This window comes from Streptacidiphilus sp. EB103A (assembly GCF_041261405.1).
In the GTDB taxonomy this organism is placed as follows: domain Bacteria; phylum Actinomycetota; class Actinomycetes; order Streptomycetales; family Streptomycetaceae; genus Streptacidiphilus.
Window position 1 is genome coordinate 12005 of record NZ_JBGCAQ010000012.1, and the last position, 15567, is coordinate 27571.

Here is a 15567-nt window from a genome sequence, read left to right on the forward strand (position 1 = left end):
CGTTTACTGTTTGGGACATGGAGGACAAGTCGAACGAAATGCCGCAGCACAAGCTCCCGCGCTCACGGAGGCGCGTGCTGACTCTGCTGGCCTGGGCGACCGCGGCTGTCCTGGTGATCTGCGGCGGCACGGGCGGCTATCTGTACTGGAAGCTCAACAGCAACATCAAGACGGTGGACATCAACGCCGCGCTGGGCACCGACCGCCCGGCCGCGAGCAGCACCGGTGCCACGAACATCCTGATCCTGGGATCCGACTCGCGCTCCGGCGGAAACGGCAAGCTGGCCGGCGGCGCGGACGACGGGACGGCGCGCTCCGACACCGCGATGGTCATCCACGTCAATGAGGCGCACACCCACGCCGACGTGGTCAGCATCCCCCGGGACACCCTGGTCACCCGTCCCGCCTGCGGTACCAAGGCCGGGGCCACCGGCGTGATGTTCAACACCGCCTACGAGGTCGGCGGCGCGACCTGCGCGGTGAAGACCGTGGAGTCGATGACCGGCCTGCGGATGGACCACTACGTCGAGGTCGACTTCCAGGGCTTCGCCAAGCTGGTCGACGCGCTGGGCGGGGTCACCGTCACCACCACCGTGGACATCAACGACACGGACAGCGGGCTGCACCTCAAGGCCGGCACTCACAAGCTGACCGGCACCCAGGCCCTGGAGTTCGTGCGGACCCGGCACGGCGTCGGCGACGGCAGCGACCTGGGGCGGATCGAGCTGCAGCAGCAGTTCGTCAAGTCGCTCATGGCCCAGGTACAGAACCTCGGACTGCTCACCGACCCAGTGAAGCTCTACGAACTCGCCTCCACCGCGACAAGTGCGATCACGACCGACAGTGACCTCGGCTCGGTCGCCTCGCTGGTCTCCTTCGCCGAGAGCATGAAGTCCGTCAAGTCCTCCGAGATCACCGCGGTGACGATGCCCAACACCACCGCGCCCAGCGATCCCAACCGGGTGGTGGCGCTGGAACCGCAGGCCACGGAGCTTTGGGCGGCGCTGAAGGACGACGCGGCGGTGCCGAAGTCGGTAACTGCGTTGCAGAGCGCGGACCCAGCAACGTCGACCAGCGCGTCGGCGGGGTAGCTTTTCGGCTGCGGCGTGTGCCTGGCTTGTCGCGCAGTTCCCCGCGCCCCTGGGGGGCTGCAACTGAACCGCTGTGAGCGAGTTGCACTGTCAGGGGCGCGGGGAACTGCGCGACCAGCCCCCTACGGTCTGGACCTAGCAGGAATACCTGCTGACCGTCCTCGGTTTTGGGAGATGCGGCCAGTGCTGGCAGACTGGTACGTCGGTCCCGGTTCACGGACGGCAGCCCGCCGTTCGACCCGGAGCCCTCCCGAAGCTAGGAGCACCCCTTGAAGCCCGAGATCCACCCGACCTACGTGGTCACCCAGGTCACCTGCACCTGTGGCAACGAGTTCACCACCCGCAGCACCGAGCCCTCCGGCGTCATGCGCGCTGAGATCTGCTCCAACTGCCACCCCTTCTACACCGGCAAGCAGAAGCTCATGGACACGGGTGGCCGCGTGGCCCGCTTCGAGGCCCGCTTCGGCAAGAAGCACGCCGCCAAGCAGGGCTAGCGACCTGTCGGCGCCGACCGGATGCCCTCCCGAAACGGGGGGCACCCGGTCGGCGCCGTTCGCGTTGGGCCCAGCCCTGACCCACCCCACCCACTTGTCGTCACGCACGTCGGAAGAAGGCGCAGCCCCATGTTCGAGGCAGTCGAGGAGCTCCTGAGCGAGCACGCGGTTCTCGAGGAACGGCTGGCTGATCCGGCGGTCCACGCGGACCAGGCCGAGGCGCGCCGCCTCTCCAAGCGCTACGCCGAGCTCACCCCGATCACCGCCACCTACCGCCAGTGGCGGCAGACCGGCGAGGACATCGAGACCGCGCGCGAGCTCGCCGACGACGACCCGGACTTCTACGCCGAGATCAAGCAGCTGGAGCACCGCCGCGAGGAGCTGACCGAGGCGCTCCGGCTGCTGCTGGTCCCGCGCGACCCCAACGACGACAAGGACGTCCTGCTGGAGGTCAAGGCCGGCGAGGGCGGCGAGGAGTCCGCGCTGTTCGCCGGCGACCTGCTGCGGATGTACCTGCGCTACGCCGAGAAGGTCGGCTGGAAGACCGAGATCATCGACTCCAACGAGTCCGACCTCGGCGGCTACAAGGACGTCCAGGTCGCGGTGAAGGCGCGGGCCGGCGCCGAGCCCGGCCAGGGCGTCTGGGCCCGGCTGAAGTACGAGGGCGGGGTGCACCGGGTGCAGCGGGTGCCCGCCACCGAGTCGCAGGGCCGGATCCACACCTCGGCGGCCGGCGTGCTGGTCACCCCCGAGGCGGAGGACGTCGAGGTCGAGATCAACGCCAACGACCTGCGCATCGACGTGTACCGCTCCTCGGGCCCCGGCGGCCAGTCGGTCAACACCACCGACTCGGCGGTGCGGATCACCCACCTGCCCACCGGTATCGTCGCCTCCTGCCAGAACCAGAAGAGCCAGCTGCAGAACAAGGAGGCGGCCATGCGCATCCTGCGCTCCCGCGTCCTGGCCGCAGCCCAGGAGGAGGCCGACCAGGAGGCCAGCGACGCGCGCCGCAGCCAGGTCCGCACGGTGGACCGTTCGGAGCGCATCCGCACCTACAACTTCCCCGAGAACCGCATCTCGGACCACCGCACCGGCTTCAAGGCGTACAACTTGGACCAGGTGCTGGGCGGCGAGCTCGACGCGCTGATCCAGTCGGCGGTGGACGCCGACGCGGCGGCGCGGCTCGAGGCCGCGGCTCAGAACGGCTGACTCCTGCCCATCCCTCCGGACCCCCTGACAGGAGGACTGACGTGAACCTGCTGCTCGCCGAGGTGGCCCAGGCCACCCAGCGATTGGCCGCCGCGGGCGTGCCCTCGCCCCGGTTCGACGCCGAGGAGCTGGCCGCGTACGTCCACGAGGTCAAGCGGGGGGAACTGCACAACGTCGCCGACAGCGACTTCGACGCCCGATACTGGGAGGTCATCTCCCGGCGCGAGGCCCGTGAACCGCTCCAGCACATCACCGGGCGGGCCTTCTTCCGCTATCTGGAGCTGCAGGTCGGCCCCGGCGTCTTCGTGCCCAGGCCGGAGACCGAGTCGGTGGTCGGCTGGGCGATAGACGCGCTGCGCTCCATGGACGTCGCCGAGCCGCTGGTGGTCGACCTGTGCACGGGCTCGGGCGCGATCGCCCTGGCGCTGGCCCAGGAGGTGCCGCGGAGCCGGGTGCACGCCGTCGAGCTGTCGGAGGAGGCCTACGCCTGGGCCCGCCGCAACGTCGACGCCAGCCCGGACGCGCCCCGGATCAGCCTGGTCCAGGCGGACGCCACCAGGGCGTTCGAGGACCAGCCCGAGCTGCACGGCCGCTTCGACCTGGTGATCAGCAACCCGCCGTACATCCCGCTGACGGAGTGGGAGTACGTCGCACCCGAGGCCCGGGACCACGACCCGCAGCTGGCGCTGTTCTCCGGCGAGGACGGTCTCGACACCATCCGTGGCATCGAGAAGGTCGCGGCCCGGCTGCTGCGGCCCGGCGGTGTCGTGGTGATCGAGCACGCCGACACCCAGGGCGGGCTGGTGCCGTGGATCTTCCGCGAGGAGTCCGGCTGGACGGACGCCGCGGACCACCGCGACCTCAACAACCGACCCCGTTTCGCCACCGCCCGCAGGGCCGCGCCGTGAACCCTGCCGCCGTCACGACCGTCATCACCAGTACCCGCATCACGTCTTCGCCGTCCCAGGGAAGGGGCCTGCACCGATGAGCCGCCGCTACGACTGTGCCGATCCGAGCGACCGCGCCGCCGGTCTGCGTGAGGCCGCGTCCGCGATCAGGCGCGGCGAGCTCGTCGTGCTGCCCACGGACACCCTGTACGGGATCGGCGCGGACGCCTTCAAGCCGGAGGCCGTCGCCGACCTGCTGGCCGCCAAGGGCCGCGGCCGCAATATGCCCACCCCGGTGCTGGTCGGCTCGCCGACCACGCTGCACGGCCTGGTCAGCGACTTCTCCGAGTCGGCCTGGGAGCTGGTCGACGCCTTCTGGCCCGGCGGCCTGACCCTGGTCACCCGGCACCAGCCCTCGCTGCGCTGGGACCTGGGCGACACCCGGGGCAGCGTGGCGGTGCGGATGCCGCTGCACCCGGTGGCCATCGAGCTGCTCAACACCACCGGACCGCTGGCCGTCTCCAGCGCCAACCTCACCGGCGGCACGCCGCCGGCCGACTGCGACGAGGCGCAGCGCCAGCTGGGCGACAGCGTGTCGATCTACCTGGACGGCGGGACGGCGGACCACGCGGTCGCCTCGTCGATCGTCGACGTCACCGGGAAGACCCCGGTGCTGCTGCGGGAGGGCGCGATCACCGCTGCCCAGCTCCGCGAGGTGGTACCGGACCTGGAGGCCGGCAGTTGACCGATGTCCGAGCGGTCGGCCCCTGGGCCGACCATGCCGGAGCCGGGTCCCTGCGCGGGGCCGCGGCGGGCGCCGTCATGCCCCTGGCCACCCGGTCGGGGCGGCCGGTGCCCCGGCCCTACTACGGCGGCGCGGAACCCCGGCACGGGGCTTTCAAGATCCTCTATGTCTGCACCGGCAATGTCTGCCGCTCGCCGATCGCCGAGCGGCTGACCCGGCACGAGCTGACCGACCGGCTCGGCTCCCGGGCCGGCGACATCCTGGTCGAGAGCGCGGGCACCTGGGGGCACGAGGGCGCGCCGATGGAGTCCAACGCGGCCGAGGTGCTGGTCGAGTACGGCGCCGACTCGGGCGGGTTCGTGGGCCGGGAGCTGCTGGACGAGCATGTGATCGGGGCGGACCTGGTGCTGACCGCGACCCGGGACCACCGGGCCCAGGTCATCTCGATGGGCCACGCGGCCGGACTGCGCACCTTCACCCTGAAGGAGTTCACCCGCCTGGTGAAGGCGATAGACCCGGCCACGCTGCCGGAGGCCGCCGAGTCCCCGGCCGAGGTGGCGGAACGCGCCCGGGTGCTGGTCCGGGCCGCCGCTGCGCTGCGCGGCTGGCTGCTGGCGGCGACCCCGGAGGCGGACGAGGTGGACGACCCCTACGGCGCGCCGCTGGGGATGTTCCGCAACTGCGGCGAGGAGATCTTCGACGCCCTGGACCCCATCGTGACGGCGCTGACGGGCGTGGCCCGGGTGACCGTCTAGCCGTCCGGCGGAACGATTCCGCAGAGCGCATCGCCGCACCCCGCCCTACAGTGAGAGCGTCCGCACTGCCCAGGGAGTGTGCAGCTATGTCCGATCCTGCTCTTACGGCCATCCTCGCGGCCGAGCGGGTGAGGCGTGCGGACCAGATCGGGCTGCTGGCGGGGGAGAACCACTCCGCTCCTGAGGTGCGCGCGCTGCTGGGCTCGGTCTTCGCGGACAAGTACGCCGAGGGCTACCCGGGGCGGCGCCACCACACCGGCTGCGAGCAGGCGGACGCGGTCGAGACCCTGGCCGTCGACCGCGCCAAGGCGCTGTTCGGCGCGGAGCACGCCAATGTCCAGCCGCATTCGGGCACGGCCGCCGTGCTGGCCGCCTACGCGGCGCTGCTGCGGCCCGGGGACGCGGTGCTGGCGATGTCGCTGGCGCACGGGGGGCATCTGTCGAACGGGTCCGCGGCCAACTTCTCCGGGCGGTGGTTCGCCTTCACCGGGTACGGAGTGCGGGCCGAAGACGGCCTGATCGATCTCGACCAGGTCCGCGACCTGGCCCGGGCGGTGCGGCCCAAGGCGATCGTGGCCGGGGCGATCTCCTATCCGCGGGACATCGACTGGGCGGCCTTCCGGTCGATCGCCGACGAGGTGGGGGCCTCGCTGGTGGCGGACGCCGCGCAGACCATCGGCCTGGTGGCGGGCGGCGTCATCGCCTCGCCGGTGCCGTACGCGGACGTGGTGTGCGGGGTGACCCACAAGGTGCTGGGCGGACCGAGGGGCGGTCTGCTGCTGTGCCGGGAGGAGCTGGCCGAGCGGGTGGACCGGGCGGTGTTCCCCTTCACCCAGGGCGGTCCGGCGGTGAACCAGATGGCGGCGAAGGCGCTGGTGCTCGGGCGCGCGGCCGAGCAGTCCTACGCCGACTACACGGCCCGGGCGGTGGCCAATGCGCGGGCGCTGGCGGAGGGCCTGGCCGCCGAGGGGCTGCGGCTGCTGACCGGGGGCACCGACACCCATCTGGTCACCGCCGACGCCAGGGGCCTCGGGCTGACCGGACGGGAGGCCGAGCGCCGCTGCGAGGCGGCGGGACTGCTGGTCGGGCGGTGCGCGGTGCCCTTCGACGAGGTGCCGCCCGCCGAGGCCTGCGGAGTCAGGCTGGGGACCGCCTGTGTCACGACCAGGGGGATGGGACCGGAGCAGATGGCCGAGCTGGCCGCGCTGCTGGGCCGGGCCCTGCGGAGCGAGGGCGGGGCTGAGGAAGGGGACGTCGCAGAGCGGGTGGGCGCACTTGCCCGGCGCTATCCGCTGGACGATCCGGCCAAGGAATCATCAGTGAATTGATCTGTAGACAAAACCGCAATGATGGATGCGCGCGTCCTCATCAATAAGGTGGTGCGCTGTGACGCTCCATCATGCACACCCAAACCATCAGACTCGGCCGCTATGCTCAGCCGTTGTCACGGGGGTGCCGACCGCAATTCTGGAGGGCGCTGGTGCGTGAGTTCCTGCTGACGCTGTGCGTAGCCACTGCGGTCACCTATCTGCTCACGGGCCCGGTGCGGAAGTTCGCGATCATCGCCGGGGCGATGCCGCAGATCCGCGACCGGGACGTGCACAAGGAACCGACGCCCCGGCTGGGCGGCATCGCCATGTTCGGCGGCCTGTGCGCGGGGCTGCTGGTCGCCTCCCATCTCACCACCCTGTCCAGCATCTTCAACGGCAGCAGCGACGTCCGCGCGCTGCTGTCGGGTGCGGCGATCATGTGGATCATCGGGGTGCTCGACGACAAGTGGGGCGTGGACGCCCTGGTGAAGCTCGGCGGCCAGATGGTCGCGGCGGGCGTCATGGTCTACCAGGGCGTGACCGTGCTGTGGCTGCCGATCCCCGGCGTGGGCACCTGGGTGGTGCCGCAGACCCTGGGCACGGTCGTGGCGGTGGCGCTGGTGGTGATCAGCGTCAACGCGGTCAACTTCATCGACGGCCTGGACGGCCTCGCGGCCGGCATGGTCTGCATCGCGGCGCTGGCCTTCTTCGTCTACTCGTACCGGCTGTCGTACGGCTACGGCATCGCGGACGCGCTGCCGGCGACGCTGTTCAGCGCGGTCCTGGTGGGGATGTGCCTGGGCTTCCTGCCGCACAACCTGCACCCGGCGCGGATCTTCATGGGGGACTCCGGCGCGCTGCTGCTGGGCCTGGTGCTGTCGGTGTCGATGATCTCGCTGACCGGCCGTGTCGACCCGGCGGCGCTGATCACCGACAAGACCTACGGATCGCAGACACAGGCCGTGCACAGCATGGTCCCGATCTACATCCCGCTGCTGCTGCCGCTGACCGTGATCGCGATCCCGCTGACCGACCTGATCCTCGCTGTGGTGCGCCGCACCTGGGCCGGCAAGTCGCCGTTCGCGGCCGACCGGCAGCATCTGCACCACCGGCTGCTGGACATCGGGCACTCGCAGACCCGCGCCGTGCTGGTCATGTACTTCTGGGCCGGTCTCTTCGCCTTCGGCACCGTCGCCTTCTCGGTGAACCGCACCCCGCTGCTGCTGGTGAAGATCGGGATGGCGGCCTGCCTGATCGGGATCGTCGTCCTGCTGATGCCGCGCTTCAAGCCGCACGCTCCCCGGATGGCGGAGCGCTTCCTCCCGCCGCGCTACCGCCATGCGGTGGGGGCCGACGAGAAGGTAAGGGAAGTTCTTACCGAAGCGGTGGCGGAGCCGACGGTCGCGACTGCCGATTCCCTGTCCCACGAGGACGAAGAGTTGCTTCGCAAGATCGGGACAGGTGCGCACGCCGCCGGACGTCATTCGGGCGCATCCGGACGAAACGGGCGTTAGCTCCTACGGGTGAGGCGGATGTGGCAAGGAGCACAGCTCTAGGGTAAAGACCTCACCAAATAGCTTGTGATACCGTTCACGACATCAGGAGAAGAGCCGAAGGACCTTATGGGAGAAGGTCGTTCGGTCGCGACCCGCCTCGCGGGTCTGTGATCCAGTGCTCGTTCTCCGCCTTCCTTTGATCGACTTTCCTTTCATTGCGCCGGAGTTGAAGACGATGCTGTCCAACGACGCCAAGATCCTGCGGGGATCGGCCGTACTGGCCGCTCCCGTCGGGATCGTCGCCGCTGTGCTCAGCACGGTCCTCGCCGGTGAGAAGGGTCTGATCGGTGCTCTGGTCGGCCTGGCCGTGGTCCTGGTGTTCTTCGGAGCGGGCTTCTGGGCCCTGATGCGGATCACTCAGGACAAGCCACAGCTGGTGATGTCAGCCGGCATGTTGGTCTACGCGGTGCAGATCCTGCTCGTGGGGGTCTTCATCGTGGTCTTCAAGCACACCACCCTGTTCAACGGCAAGGCATTCGCCCTCACCCTGCTGGTCACCGCGCTGGCCTGGGTCGGCGGGCAGGTTCTGCACACGCTGAAGTCCAAAACGCTCTACGTCGACCCGGAGCCCTCCGTCCCGGTGAAGGCGAAGTCCCGAGATGGGGCATAAGGGCGGGCTAAAGACGCTTCATCCCGATCTGCTATCGTCCGGAATCGCATCCGGTCGGCAGCTGTAGCAACGGTGCAGATCCCGGAGGTGCCCGGTCCTCGGTCCCCGAACCGAGTCGACCGCACCACCAACCCCACGTCCCCGTGCCGACCCGTGGCCATGAAGGCCGCGCCGACACACAAGGTTGCAGTTCTTATGCGTCACGACGAAGGAGTCACGGGTGAGTACCCCAACGCTGCTCGCTGAGAGCGGGTGCCACATCACGCCCTCGGGCTGTGGTTTCCCCGCACCGGGTCTCAACTCGTTCAACTTCAAGCCGATCTTCAGCATCGGCAGCTTCGACTTCACCAAGCCGATGCTCCTTGCGATCATCTGCATGGTGATCGTGGTCGGGTTCTTCTGGGCGGCCTTCGCCAAGCCCAAGCTCGTGCCCGGCAAGCTGCAGCTCATCGGTGAGATCGGCTACACCTTCATCTCCCGCGGCATCGCCCGCGAAGTGATCGGCAAGAAGGGCGACAAGTACGTCCCCTTCCTGACTTCGATCTTCTTCTTCGTGTGGATCATGAACATCATGTCCATCATCCCGCTGGCCCAGTTCCCGGTGGCGTCGCGCTTCGCGTACCCGGTGGCGCTCACGCTGCTGGTGTGGATCACGTACATGTACCTGACGTTCAAAACCCATGGCTTTGTGGGCGGGTGGAAGCACCTGACCGTGCTGGAGGGACTGCCGGGTTGGATCGTCCCGCTGGTCGTGGTCATCGAGTTCGTGACGAACATCTTCCTGCGCCCGTTCACCCTCGCGGTGCGGCTCTGGGCCAACATGTTCGCAGGCCACATGCTGATCGTGATGTTCAGCGCCGCCAGCTGGTACCTGCTGACGCCCAAGATCTACGCGCTTTTCGCAGGCGGGTCCTTCATCCTGGCCGCCGGTATGACCGCCTTCGAGGTGCTGATCCAGTTCCTGCAGGCATACATCTTCACGCTGCTCACCTCGCTCTACATCAGCGGAGCGCTTGAAGAGGGTCACTGAGACCCGCCCCACACAGACTTCCGCTGGGAAGCCCCCCATCGGATCGCATCACATAGGAAAGACAGGGAAACCATGTCTGCTGCTGCTGTTCAGCTTGCCGCCGGCGTCTCCGGCAACCTCGGTGCCGTTGCCTACGGTCTCGCCGCGATCGGCCCCGGCGTGGGCATCGGCGTGGTCTTCGGCCACTCCATCGAGGCTATGGCCCGCCAGCCCGAGGCCATGCCGATCATCCGTCAGAACATGTTCCTGGGCTTCGCGCTCTGTGAGGTTCTGGCCCTCCTCGGCCTGGTCGTCCCCTTCATCTTCAAGTAAGCCGACCAGCCAGTAGCCACACTCGACGAAAGGTTCAGACATGCTGAAGTTCATGGCGGAAGGGGCGGCGCAGAACCCGCTGATCCCCGACACCGCGGAACTGATCATCGGCCTGCTCTGCTTCTTCATCGTCTTCGGCGTCCTCGGCAAGAAGCTTCTGCCCAACATCCAGAAGACTCTGGACGAGCGGCACGACGCGATCGAGGGTGGCCTGGAGCGAGCGGAGAAGGCGCAGGCCGAGGCCAACCGCACGCTGGAGGAGTACAAGGCCCAGCTCGCGGAGGCCCGTCACGAGGCCGCTCGGATCACCGAGCACGCCCGTGAGCAGGGTGCCGTGATCATCGCGGAGATGAAGGAAGAAGGCCAGCGTCAGCGCGAGGCCATCATCACCGCCGGTCACGCCCAGATCGAGGCCGACCGTCGCCAGGTGACGACGGCGCTGCGCCAGGACGTCGGCCGCATCGCGACCGACCTGGCCGGCCGGGTCGTCGGCGAGTCCCTGGAGGACTCCGCCCGGCAGAGCCGGATCATCGACCGCTTCCTCGACGAGCTCGACGCCAAGGCCGCTGAGTCGGCGGGTGCCAAGTGAGCAACGCCACGCGTCAGTCGAACGCCGCAGCGCGTGAGCGCCTGGAGGCCCTGACCGACTCTGCCTCGGTCGACCTCAAGGCTCTCGGTGCGGACCTGCTGGCCGTGACCGGTGTGCTCGACCGCGAGGTCGGACTGCGCCGGACCCTCACCGACCCGGCGACGTCGGGTCAGCGCAAGGCCGACCTGGTCACCGCGCTGATCGGCGGCAAGGTCGGTGCGGAGACGCTCGACCTGGTCTCCGGCATGGTGCGCTCGCGCTGGGCCTCCTCGCGGGACCTGGTCGACGGCATCGAGCAGCTCGCCGCCTTCACCGAGATCATCGCCGCCGACAAGGCAGGCGCGCTGGACGAGGTCGAGGACGAGCTGTTCCGCTTCGGACGGGTCGTCGCGGGCAGCACCGAGCTGCGCGCCGCGCTCACCGACAGCACCGCGGCCACCGCCGCCAAGGCGGACCTGGTCAAGCGGCTGCTGGACGGCAAGGCCAAGGCCGAGACCGTGCAGCTGGTCGGCGCTCTGGTCACCCAGCCGCGTGGACGTAGCCTGGAAGGCGGCCTGGAGGAGTACTCCCGGCTCGCCGCCAGTCGGCGGGAGCGCGTGGTCGCCCTGGTGACCGCGGCGGTGCCGCTGTCCGACGTCCAGAAGGAGCGCCTCGGCGCCTCGCTGGCGCGGATGGTCGGGCGCCAGGTGCACCTGAACATCGACGTGGACCCCGCGGTCCTCGGCGGCGTTCGGATCCAGATCGGCGACGAGATCATCGAAGGCACCATCGCGAGCCGGATGGACGGCGCGCGGCAGGGCCTCGCGGGTTAAAGCCCCGCGGATCAAAGCACGGCGGGCTCAAGCCCAAGCATTGTCCGACCCTCGGTCGGTTAAGCGGTCAGTTCAATCAGACTGGCCGAGAGTCGAATACTTGCGGCCCTCCACGGGCGGGCCGAGGATCGCAACTAGGAGAGCAGGGAACCCAGATGGCGGAGCTCACGATCCGGCCGGAGGAGATCCGGGACGCACTGGACAACTTCGTCCAGTCGTACCAGCCGGACGCCGCCTCGCGTGAAGAGGTCGGCACGGTCGTCTACACGGCTGACGGTATCGCCCGAGTCGAGGGCCTGCCCTCGGTCATGGCGAACGAACTGCTGAAGTTCGAGGACGGTACCCTCGGCCTCGCACTGAACCTCGACACCCGCGAGATCGGTGTCGTCGTCCTCGGCGAGTTCAGCGCAATCGAGGAAGGCCAGACGGTCCGCCGTACCGGCGAGGTCCTCTCGGTCCCCGTGGGCGAGGGTTACCTCGGCCGCGTCGTGGACCCGCTGGGCCAGCCGATCGACGGCCTCGGCGAGATCGCCTCCAGCGGCCGCCGCGCCCTGGAGCTGCAGGCCCCCGGCGTCATGGTCCGCAAGTCGGTGCACGAGCCGATGCAGACCGGCATCAAGGCCATCGACGCGATGACCCCGATCGGCCGCGGCCAGCGCCAGCTGATCATCGGCGACCGCCAGACCGGCAAGACCGCGGTGGCGATCGACACGATCATCAACCAGCGCGACAACTGGCGCTCGGGCGACCCGAAGAAGCAGGTCCGCTGCATCTACGTCGCCATCGGCCAGAAGGGCTCCACCATCGCCTCCGTGCGCGGTGCACTGGAGGAGGCGGGCGCGCTGGAGTACACCACCATCGTGGCCGCCCCGGCGTCCGACCCGGCCGGCTTCAAGTACCTCGCCCCGTACACCGGTTCGGCCATCGGCCAGGAGTGGATGTACGACGGCAAGCACGTCCTCATCATCTTCGACGACCTGTCGAAGCAGGCCGAGGCCTACCGCGCGGTCTCGCTGCTGCTGCGCCGCCCGCCGGGGCGCGAGGCCTACCCGGGCGACGTCTTCTACCTGCACTCCCGTCTGCTGGAGCGTTGCGCCAAGCTGTCGGACGAGCTGGGCGCGGGCTCGATGACCGGTCTGCCGATCATCGAGACCAAGGCCAACGACGTCTCGGCGTACATCCCCACCAACGTGATCTCGATCACCGACGGCCAGTGCTTCCTGGAGTCCGACCTGTTCAACGCCGGCATCCGCCCGGCCGTGAACGTCGGTATCTCGGTCTCCCGCGTCGGTGGCTCGGCCCAGATCAAGGCCATGAAGTCGGTCGCCGGCCGGCTCCGTCTGGACCTGGCCCAGTACCGCGAGCTGGAGGCGTTCGCCGCCTTCGGTTCCGACCTGGACTCGGCGTCCAAGGCCCAGCTGGAGCGCGGCTCCCGCCTGGTCGAGCTGCTGAAGCAGGGCCAGTACCAGCCGTTCCCGATCGAGGAGCAGGTCGTCTCCATCTGGGCCGGCACCACCGGCCAGCTGGACGACGTCCCGGTCGCGGACATCCGCAAGTTCGAGCGTGAGTTCCTGGACTTCCTGCGCCGTGAGCACAAGGGCGTCCTGACCACGATCGTCGAGACCAGCAAGCTCGAGGACGGCACGATCACCTCGCTGACCGAGGCCATCGCCTCGTTCAAGCAGGAGTTCACCACCTCCACCGGCGCGCTTCTCGGCGACTCGGCCTGACGAGGGACGGAAAGGACGGTAACGACCCATGGGAGCACAGCTTCGGGTCTACAAGCGCCGGATCCGCTCTGTCACCGCGACGAAGAAGATCACCAAGGCGATGGAGATGATCTCCGCGTCGCGCATCATGAAGGCGCAGCGCGCGGTGGCCGCCTCCTCCCCCTACGCGGAGGAGCTCACCCGAGCGGTCACCGCGGTGGCGACCAAGTCCAACGCCAAGCACCCACTGACCACCGAGCCGGAGAACGCGGTCCGGGCGGCGGTGCTGGTGATCACGGCTGACCGCGGTCTGGCCGGCGGCTACTCCTCCAACGCCCTCAAGGCCGCGTTGCAGCTGTCGGAGCGGCTCAGGTCCGAGGGCAAGCAGGTCGACATGTACGCCGTCGGCCGCAAGGCCGTGGGCTACTTCAGCTACCGCGACGTCACCGTCGTGAACGCCTGGACCGGCTTCTCCGACAAGCCGACCTACCAGGACGCCAAGACGGTCTCGGCGACGCTGATCGACGCCTTCGTGACGGAGACGGAGAAGGGCGGGGTGGACGAGCTCCACCTGGTCTCGACCGAGTTCGTCTCGATGCTCACCCAGAACCCGGTGGACGTCCGACTGCTTCCGCTGAGCCTGGCGGAGACGCAGGAGAACGCCAAGGAGCAGGGACCCTTCCCGCTCTACGACTTCGAGCCGTCCGCGGAGGGAGTGCTCGACGCACTGCTTCCCCGGTACGTCGAGAGCCGGATCTACAACGCGCTGCTGCAGTCGGCCGCCTCGGAGCACGCCGCCCGCCGGCGCGCGATGAAGAGTGCGACCGACAACGCGGGAGAGCTCATCAAGTCGCTCTCGCGACTTGCCAACTCGGCCCGACAGGCCGAGATCACCCAGGAAATCAGCGAGATCGTCGGTGGCGCCACCGCCCTGGCCGACGCGAACGCGGGGAGAGACTGACAATGACTGCCACTGTTGAGACCGCGACGGCCACCGGCCGTGTCGCGCGGGTCATCGGGCCGGTCGTCGACGTGGAGTTCCCCGTCGACGCCATGCCGGCGATGTTCAACGCCCTCAAGGTCGAGATCGACGCGCCGGACGGTACCGGCCGCAAGATCCTGACCCTGGAGGTCGCCCAGCACCTCGGCGACGGCCTGGTCCGCGCCATCTCGATGCAGCCCACCGACGGCCTGCAGCGCGGTGCCGGTGTCGTCGACACCGGCGGCGCGATCACCGTCCCGGTCGGCGACATCACCAAGGGCAAGGTCTTCAACGCCCTCGGCGAGGTGCTGAACGTCGACCGCGCGGAGTTCGACGCGCAGGTCGAGACCCGCTGGCCGATCCACCGCACCGCCCCGCGCTTCGACCAGCTCGAGTCCAAGACCGAGATGTTCGAGACCGGTATCAAGGTCATCGACCTGCTCACCCCGTACGTCCAGGGTGGCAAGATCGGCCTGTTCGGCGGCGCCGGTGTCGGCAAGACCGTCCTCATCCAGGAGATGATCTACCGCGTCGCCGAGAACTTCGGTGGTGTGTCGGTCTTCGCCGGTGTCGGTGAGCGTACCCGTGAGGGCAACGACCTCATCGAGGAGATGAAGGACTCCGGCGTTCTGGACAAGACCGCGCTGGTCTTCGGCCAGATGGACGAGCCCCCGGGCACCCGTCTGCGCGTCGCCCTGTCCGCACTGACCATGGCGGAGTACTTCCGCGATGTGCAGGGCCAGGACGTGCTGCTCTTCATCGACAACATCTTCCGGTTCACCCAGGCCGGTTCCGAGGTGTCGACCCTGCTCGGCCGCATGCCCTCCGCGGTGGGTTACCAGCCGAACCTGGCCGACGAGATGGGCCTCCTGCAGGAGCGCATCACCTCGACCCGCGGTCACTCGATCACCTCGATGCAGGCGATCTACGTCCCCGCGGACGACCTGACCGACCCGGCCCCGGCCACCACCTTCGCCCACCTCGACGCGACGACGGTGCTCTCCCGTCCGATCTCGGAGAAGGGCATCTACCCGGCCGTGGACCCGCTGGAGTCCTCGTCGCGCATCCTGGACCCGCGCTACATCACCCAGGAGCACTACGACACCGCCCTGCGCATCAAGGGCATCCTGCAGAAGTACAAGGACCTGCAGGACATCATCGCGATCCTCGGTATCGACGAGCTGAGCGAGGAAGACAAGACCACCGTCTACCGCGCCCGCCGCATCGAGCGCTTCCTCTCGCAGAACACCTACGTGGCGAAGCAGTTCACCGGCGTCGACGGCTCGACCGTCCCGCTCGACGAGACCATCCACGCGTTCAACGCCATTGCCGACGGCAAGTACGACTCCACCCCGGAGCAGGCGTTCTTCATGTGCGGTGGCATCGAGGACCTGGAGCGCAACGCCGCCGAGCTGGCCAAGAAGTAACCCTTCCTGGTCCGACCTGGCAGGTGCTGAGGGGCGGCCCCGTACGGGA

Annotated in this window: 16 protein-coding genes; all 16 read left to right on the forward strand. The window is 68.9% G+C overall.

Translation table 11 applies throughout. The features are described 5' to 3' along the window. Positions 1-17 precede the first annotated feature (17 nt). Positions 18-1091 (forward strand): LCP family protein, encoded by a 1074-nt coding sequence (locus tag ABH941_RS20355; RefSeq protein ID WP_370130843.1) that lies wholly within the window; start codon positions 18-20, stop codon positions 1089-1091. Between the two features lie 269 nt (positions 1092-1360). Beyond that, positions 1361-1585, forward strand: a complete 225-nt coding sequence (gene rpmE / locus ABH941_RS20360) for a 50S ribosomal protein L31 (RefSeq protein ID WP_030257258.1) — start codon at positions 1361-1363, stop codon at positions 1583-1585. A 129-nt stretch (positions 1586-1714) separates the two neighbouring features. After that, positions 1715-2794: a peptide chain release factor 1 gene (gene prfA, locus ABH941_RS20365; protein WP_370130844.1), complete on the forward strand. Its 1080-nt coding sequence runs from the start codon at positions 1715-1717 to the stop codon at positions 2792-2794. A 41-nt stretch (positions 2795-2835) separates the two neighbouring features. Then, positions 2836-3702: a peptide chain release factor N(5)-glutamine methyltransferase gene (gene prmC / locus ABH941_RS20370; protein ID WP_370130845.1), complete on the forward strand. Its 867-nt coding sequence runs from the start codon at positions 2836-2838 to the stop codon at positions 3700-3702. A 76-nt stretch (positions 3703-3778) separates the two neighbouring features. Next, complete coding sequence (locus ABH941_RS20375) at positions 3779-4426, forward strand: L-threonylcarbamoyladenylate synthase (RefSeq protein ID WP_134000805.1); 648 nt, start codon at positions 3779-3781, stop codon at positions 4424-4426. Continuing rightward, positions 4423-5181: a protein-tyrosine-phosphatase gene (locus ABH941_RS20380; protein WP_370130846.1), complete on the forward strand. Its 759-nt coding sequence runs from the start codon at positions 4423-4425 to the stop codon at positions 5179-5181. The genes ABH941_RS20375 and ABH941_RS20380 overlap by 4 nt, the downstream gene beginning before the upstream one ends. 86 nt (positions 5182-5267) lie before the next feature. Further along, on the forward strand, positions 5268-6509 hold the full coding sequence (glyA, locus tag ABH941_RS20385) for a serine hydroxymethyltransferase (RefSeq protein WP_370130847.1): 1242 nt from the start codon (positions 5268-5270) through the stop codon (positions 6507-6509). A gap of 152 nt (positions 6510-6661) precedes the next feature. Further along, positions 6662-8005, forward strand: coding sequence for an MraY family glycosyltransferase (locus ABH941_RS20390; RefSeq protein ID WP_370130848.1), 1344 nt, complete (start codon positions 6662-6664; stop codon positions 8003-8005). 217 nt (positions 8006-8222) lie between these two features. After that, positions 8223-8657 (forward strand): hypothetical protein, encoded by a 435-nt coding sequence (locus tag ABH941_RS20395; protein WP_370130849.1) that lies wholly within the window; start codon positions 8223-8225, stop codon positions 8655-8657. 220 nt (positions 8658-8877) lie between these two features. Next, positions 8878-9687 (forward strand): F0F1 ATP synthase subunit A, encoded by an 810-nt coding sequence (atpB, locus tag ABH941_RS20400; protein WP_370130850.1) that lies wholly within the window; start codon positions 8878-8880, stop codon positions 9685-9687. Between the two features lie 72 nt (positions 9688-9759). Further along, complete coding sequence (atpE, locus tag ABH941_RS20405; protein WP_370130851.1) at positions 9760-9999, forward strand: ATP synthase F0 subunit C; 240 nt, start codon at positions 9760-9762, stop codon at positions 9997-9999. A gap of 40 nt (positions 10000-10039) precedes the next feature. After that, entirely contained in the window at positions 10040-10588 is a 549-nt protein-coding gene (locus tag ABH941_RS20410) for a F0F1 ATP synthase subunit B (protein WP_134000795.1), read from the forward strand. Beyond that, positions 10585-11400 (forward strand): F0F1 ATP synthase subunit delta, encoded by an 816-nt coding sequence (locus tag ABH941_RS20415; RefSeq protein ID WP_370130852.1) that lies wholly within the window; start codon positions 10585-10587, stop codon positions 11398-11400. The genes ABH941_RS20410 and ABH941_RS20415 overlap by 4 nt, the downstream gene beginning before the upstream one ends. Before the next feature lie 155 nt (positions 11401-11555). Next, positions 11556-13130, forward strand: coding sequence for a F0F1 ATP synthase subunit alpha (gene atpA / locus ABH941_RS20420; RefSeq protein WP_134000791.1), 1575 nt, complete (start codon positions 11556-11558; stop codon positions 13128-13130). Between the two features lie 28 nt (positions 13131-13158). Then, positions 13159-14070, forward strand: coding sequence for a F0F1 ATP synthase subunit gamma (locus ABH941_RS20425; protein WP_370130853.1), 912 nt, complete (start codon positions 13159-13161; stop codon positions 14068-14070). A 2-nt stretch (positions 14071-14072) separates the two neighbouring features. Continuing rightward, positions 14073-15518, forward strand: a complete 1446-nt coding sequence (gene atpD / locus ABH941_RS20430) for a F0F1 ATP synthase subunit beta (RefSeq protein WP_370130854.1) — start codon at positions 14073-14075, stop codon at positions 15516-15518. Positions 15519-15567: the final 49 nt, after the last annotated feature.

What these genes read in the sequence shown, in the direction of transcription:
- ABH941_RS20355 (WP_370130843.1), top strand. Translation starts at nt 18, where the DNA reads ATGGAGGACAAGTCGAACGAAATGCCGCAGCACAAGCTCCCGCGCTCA.
- prfA (WP_370130844.1), top strand. Translation starts at nt 1,715, where the DNA reads ATGTTCGAGGCAGTCGAGGAGCTCCTGAGCGAGCACGCGGTTCTCGAG.
- ABH941_RS20375 (WP_134000805.1), top strand. Translation starts at nt 3,779, where the DNA reads ATGAGCCGCCGCTACGACTGTGCCGATCCGAGCGACCGCGCCGCCGGT.
- glyA (WP_370130847.1), top strand. Translation starts at nt 5,268, where the DNA reads ATGTCCGATCCTGCTCTTACGGCCATCCTCGCGGCCGAGCGGGTGAGG.
- ABH941_RS20395 (WP_370130849.1), top strand. Translation starts at nt 8,223, where the DNA reads ATGCTGTCCAACGACGCCAAGATCCTGCGGGGATCGGCCGTACTGGCC.
- atpE (WP_370130851.1), top strand. Translation starts at nt 9,760, where the DNA reads ATGTCTGCTGCTGCTGTTCAGCTTGCCGCCGGCGTCTCCGGCAACCTC.
- ABH941_RS20410 (WP_134000795.1), top strand. Translation starts at nt 10,040, where the DNA reads ATGCTGAAGTTCATGGCGGAAGGGGCGGCGCAGAACCCGCTGATCCCC.
- atpA (WP_134000791.1), top strand. Translation starts at nt 11,556, where the DNA reads ATGGCGGAGCTCACGATCCGGCCGGAGGAGATCCGGGACGCACTGGAC.
- ABH941_RS20425 (WP_370130853.1), top strand. Translation starts at nt 13,159, where the DNA reads ATGGGAGCACAGCTTCGGGTCTACAAGCGCCGGATCCGCTCTGTCACC.
- atpD (WP_370130854.1), top strand. Translation starts at nt 14,073, where the DNA reads ATGACTGCCACTGTTGAGACCGCGACGGCCACCGGCCGTGTCGCGCGG.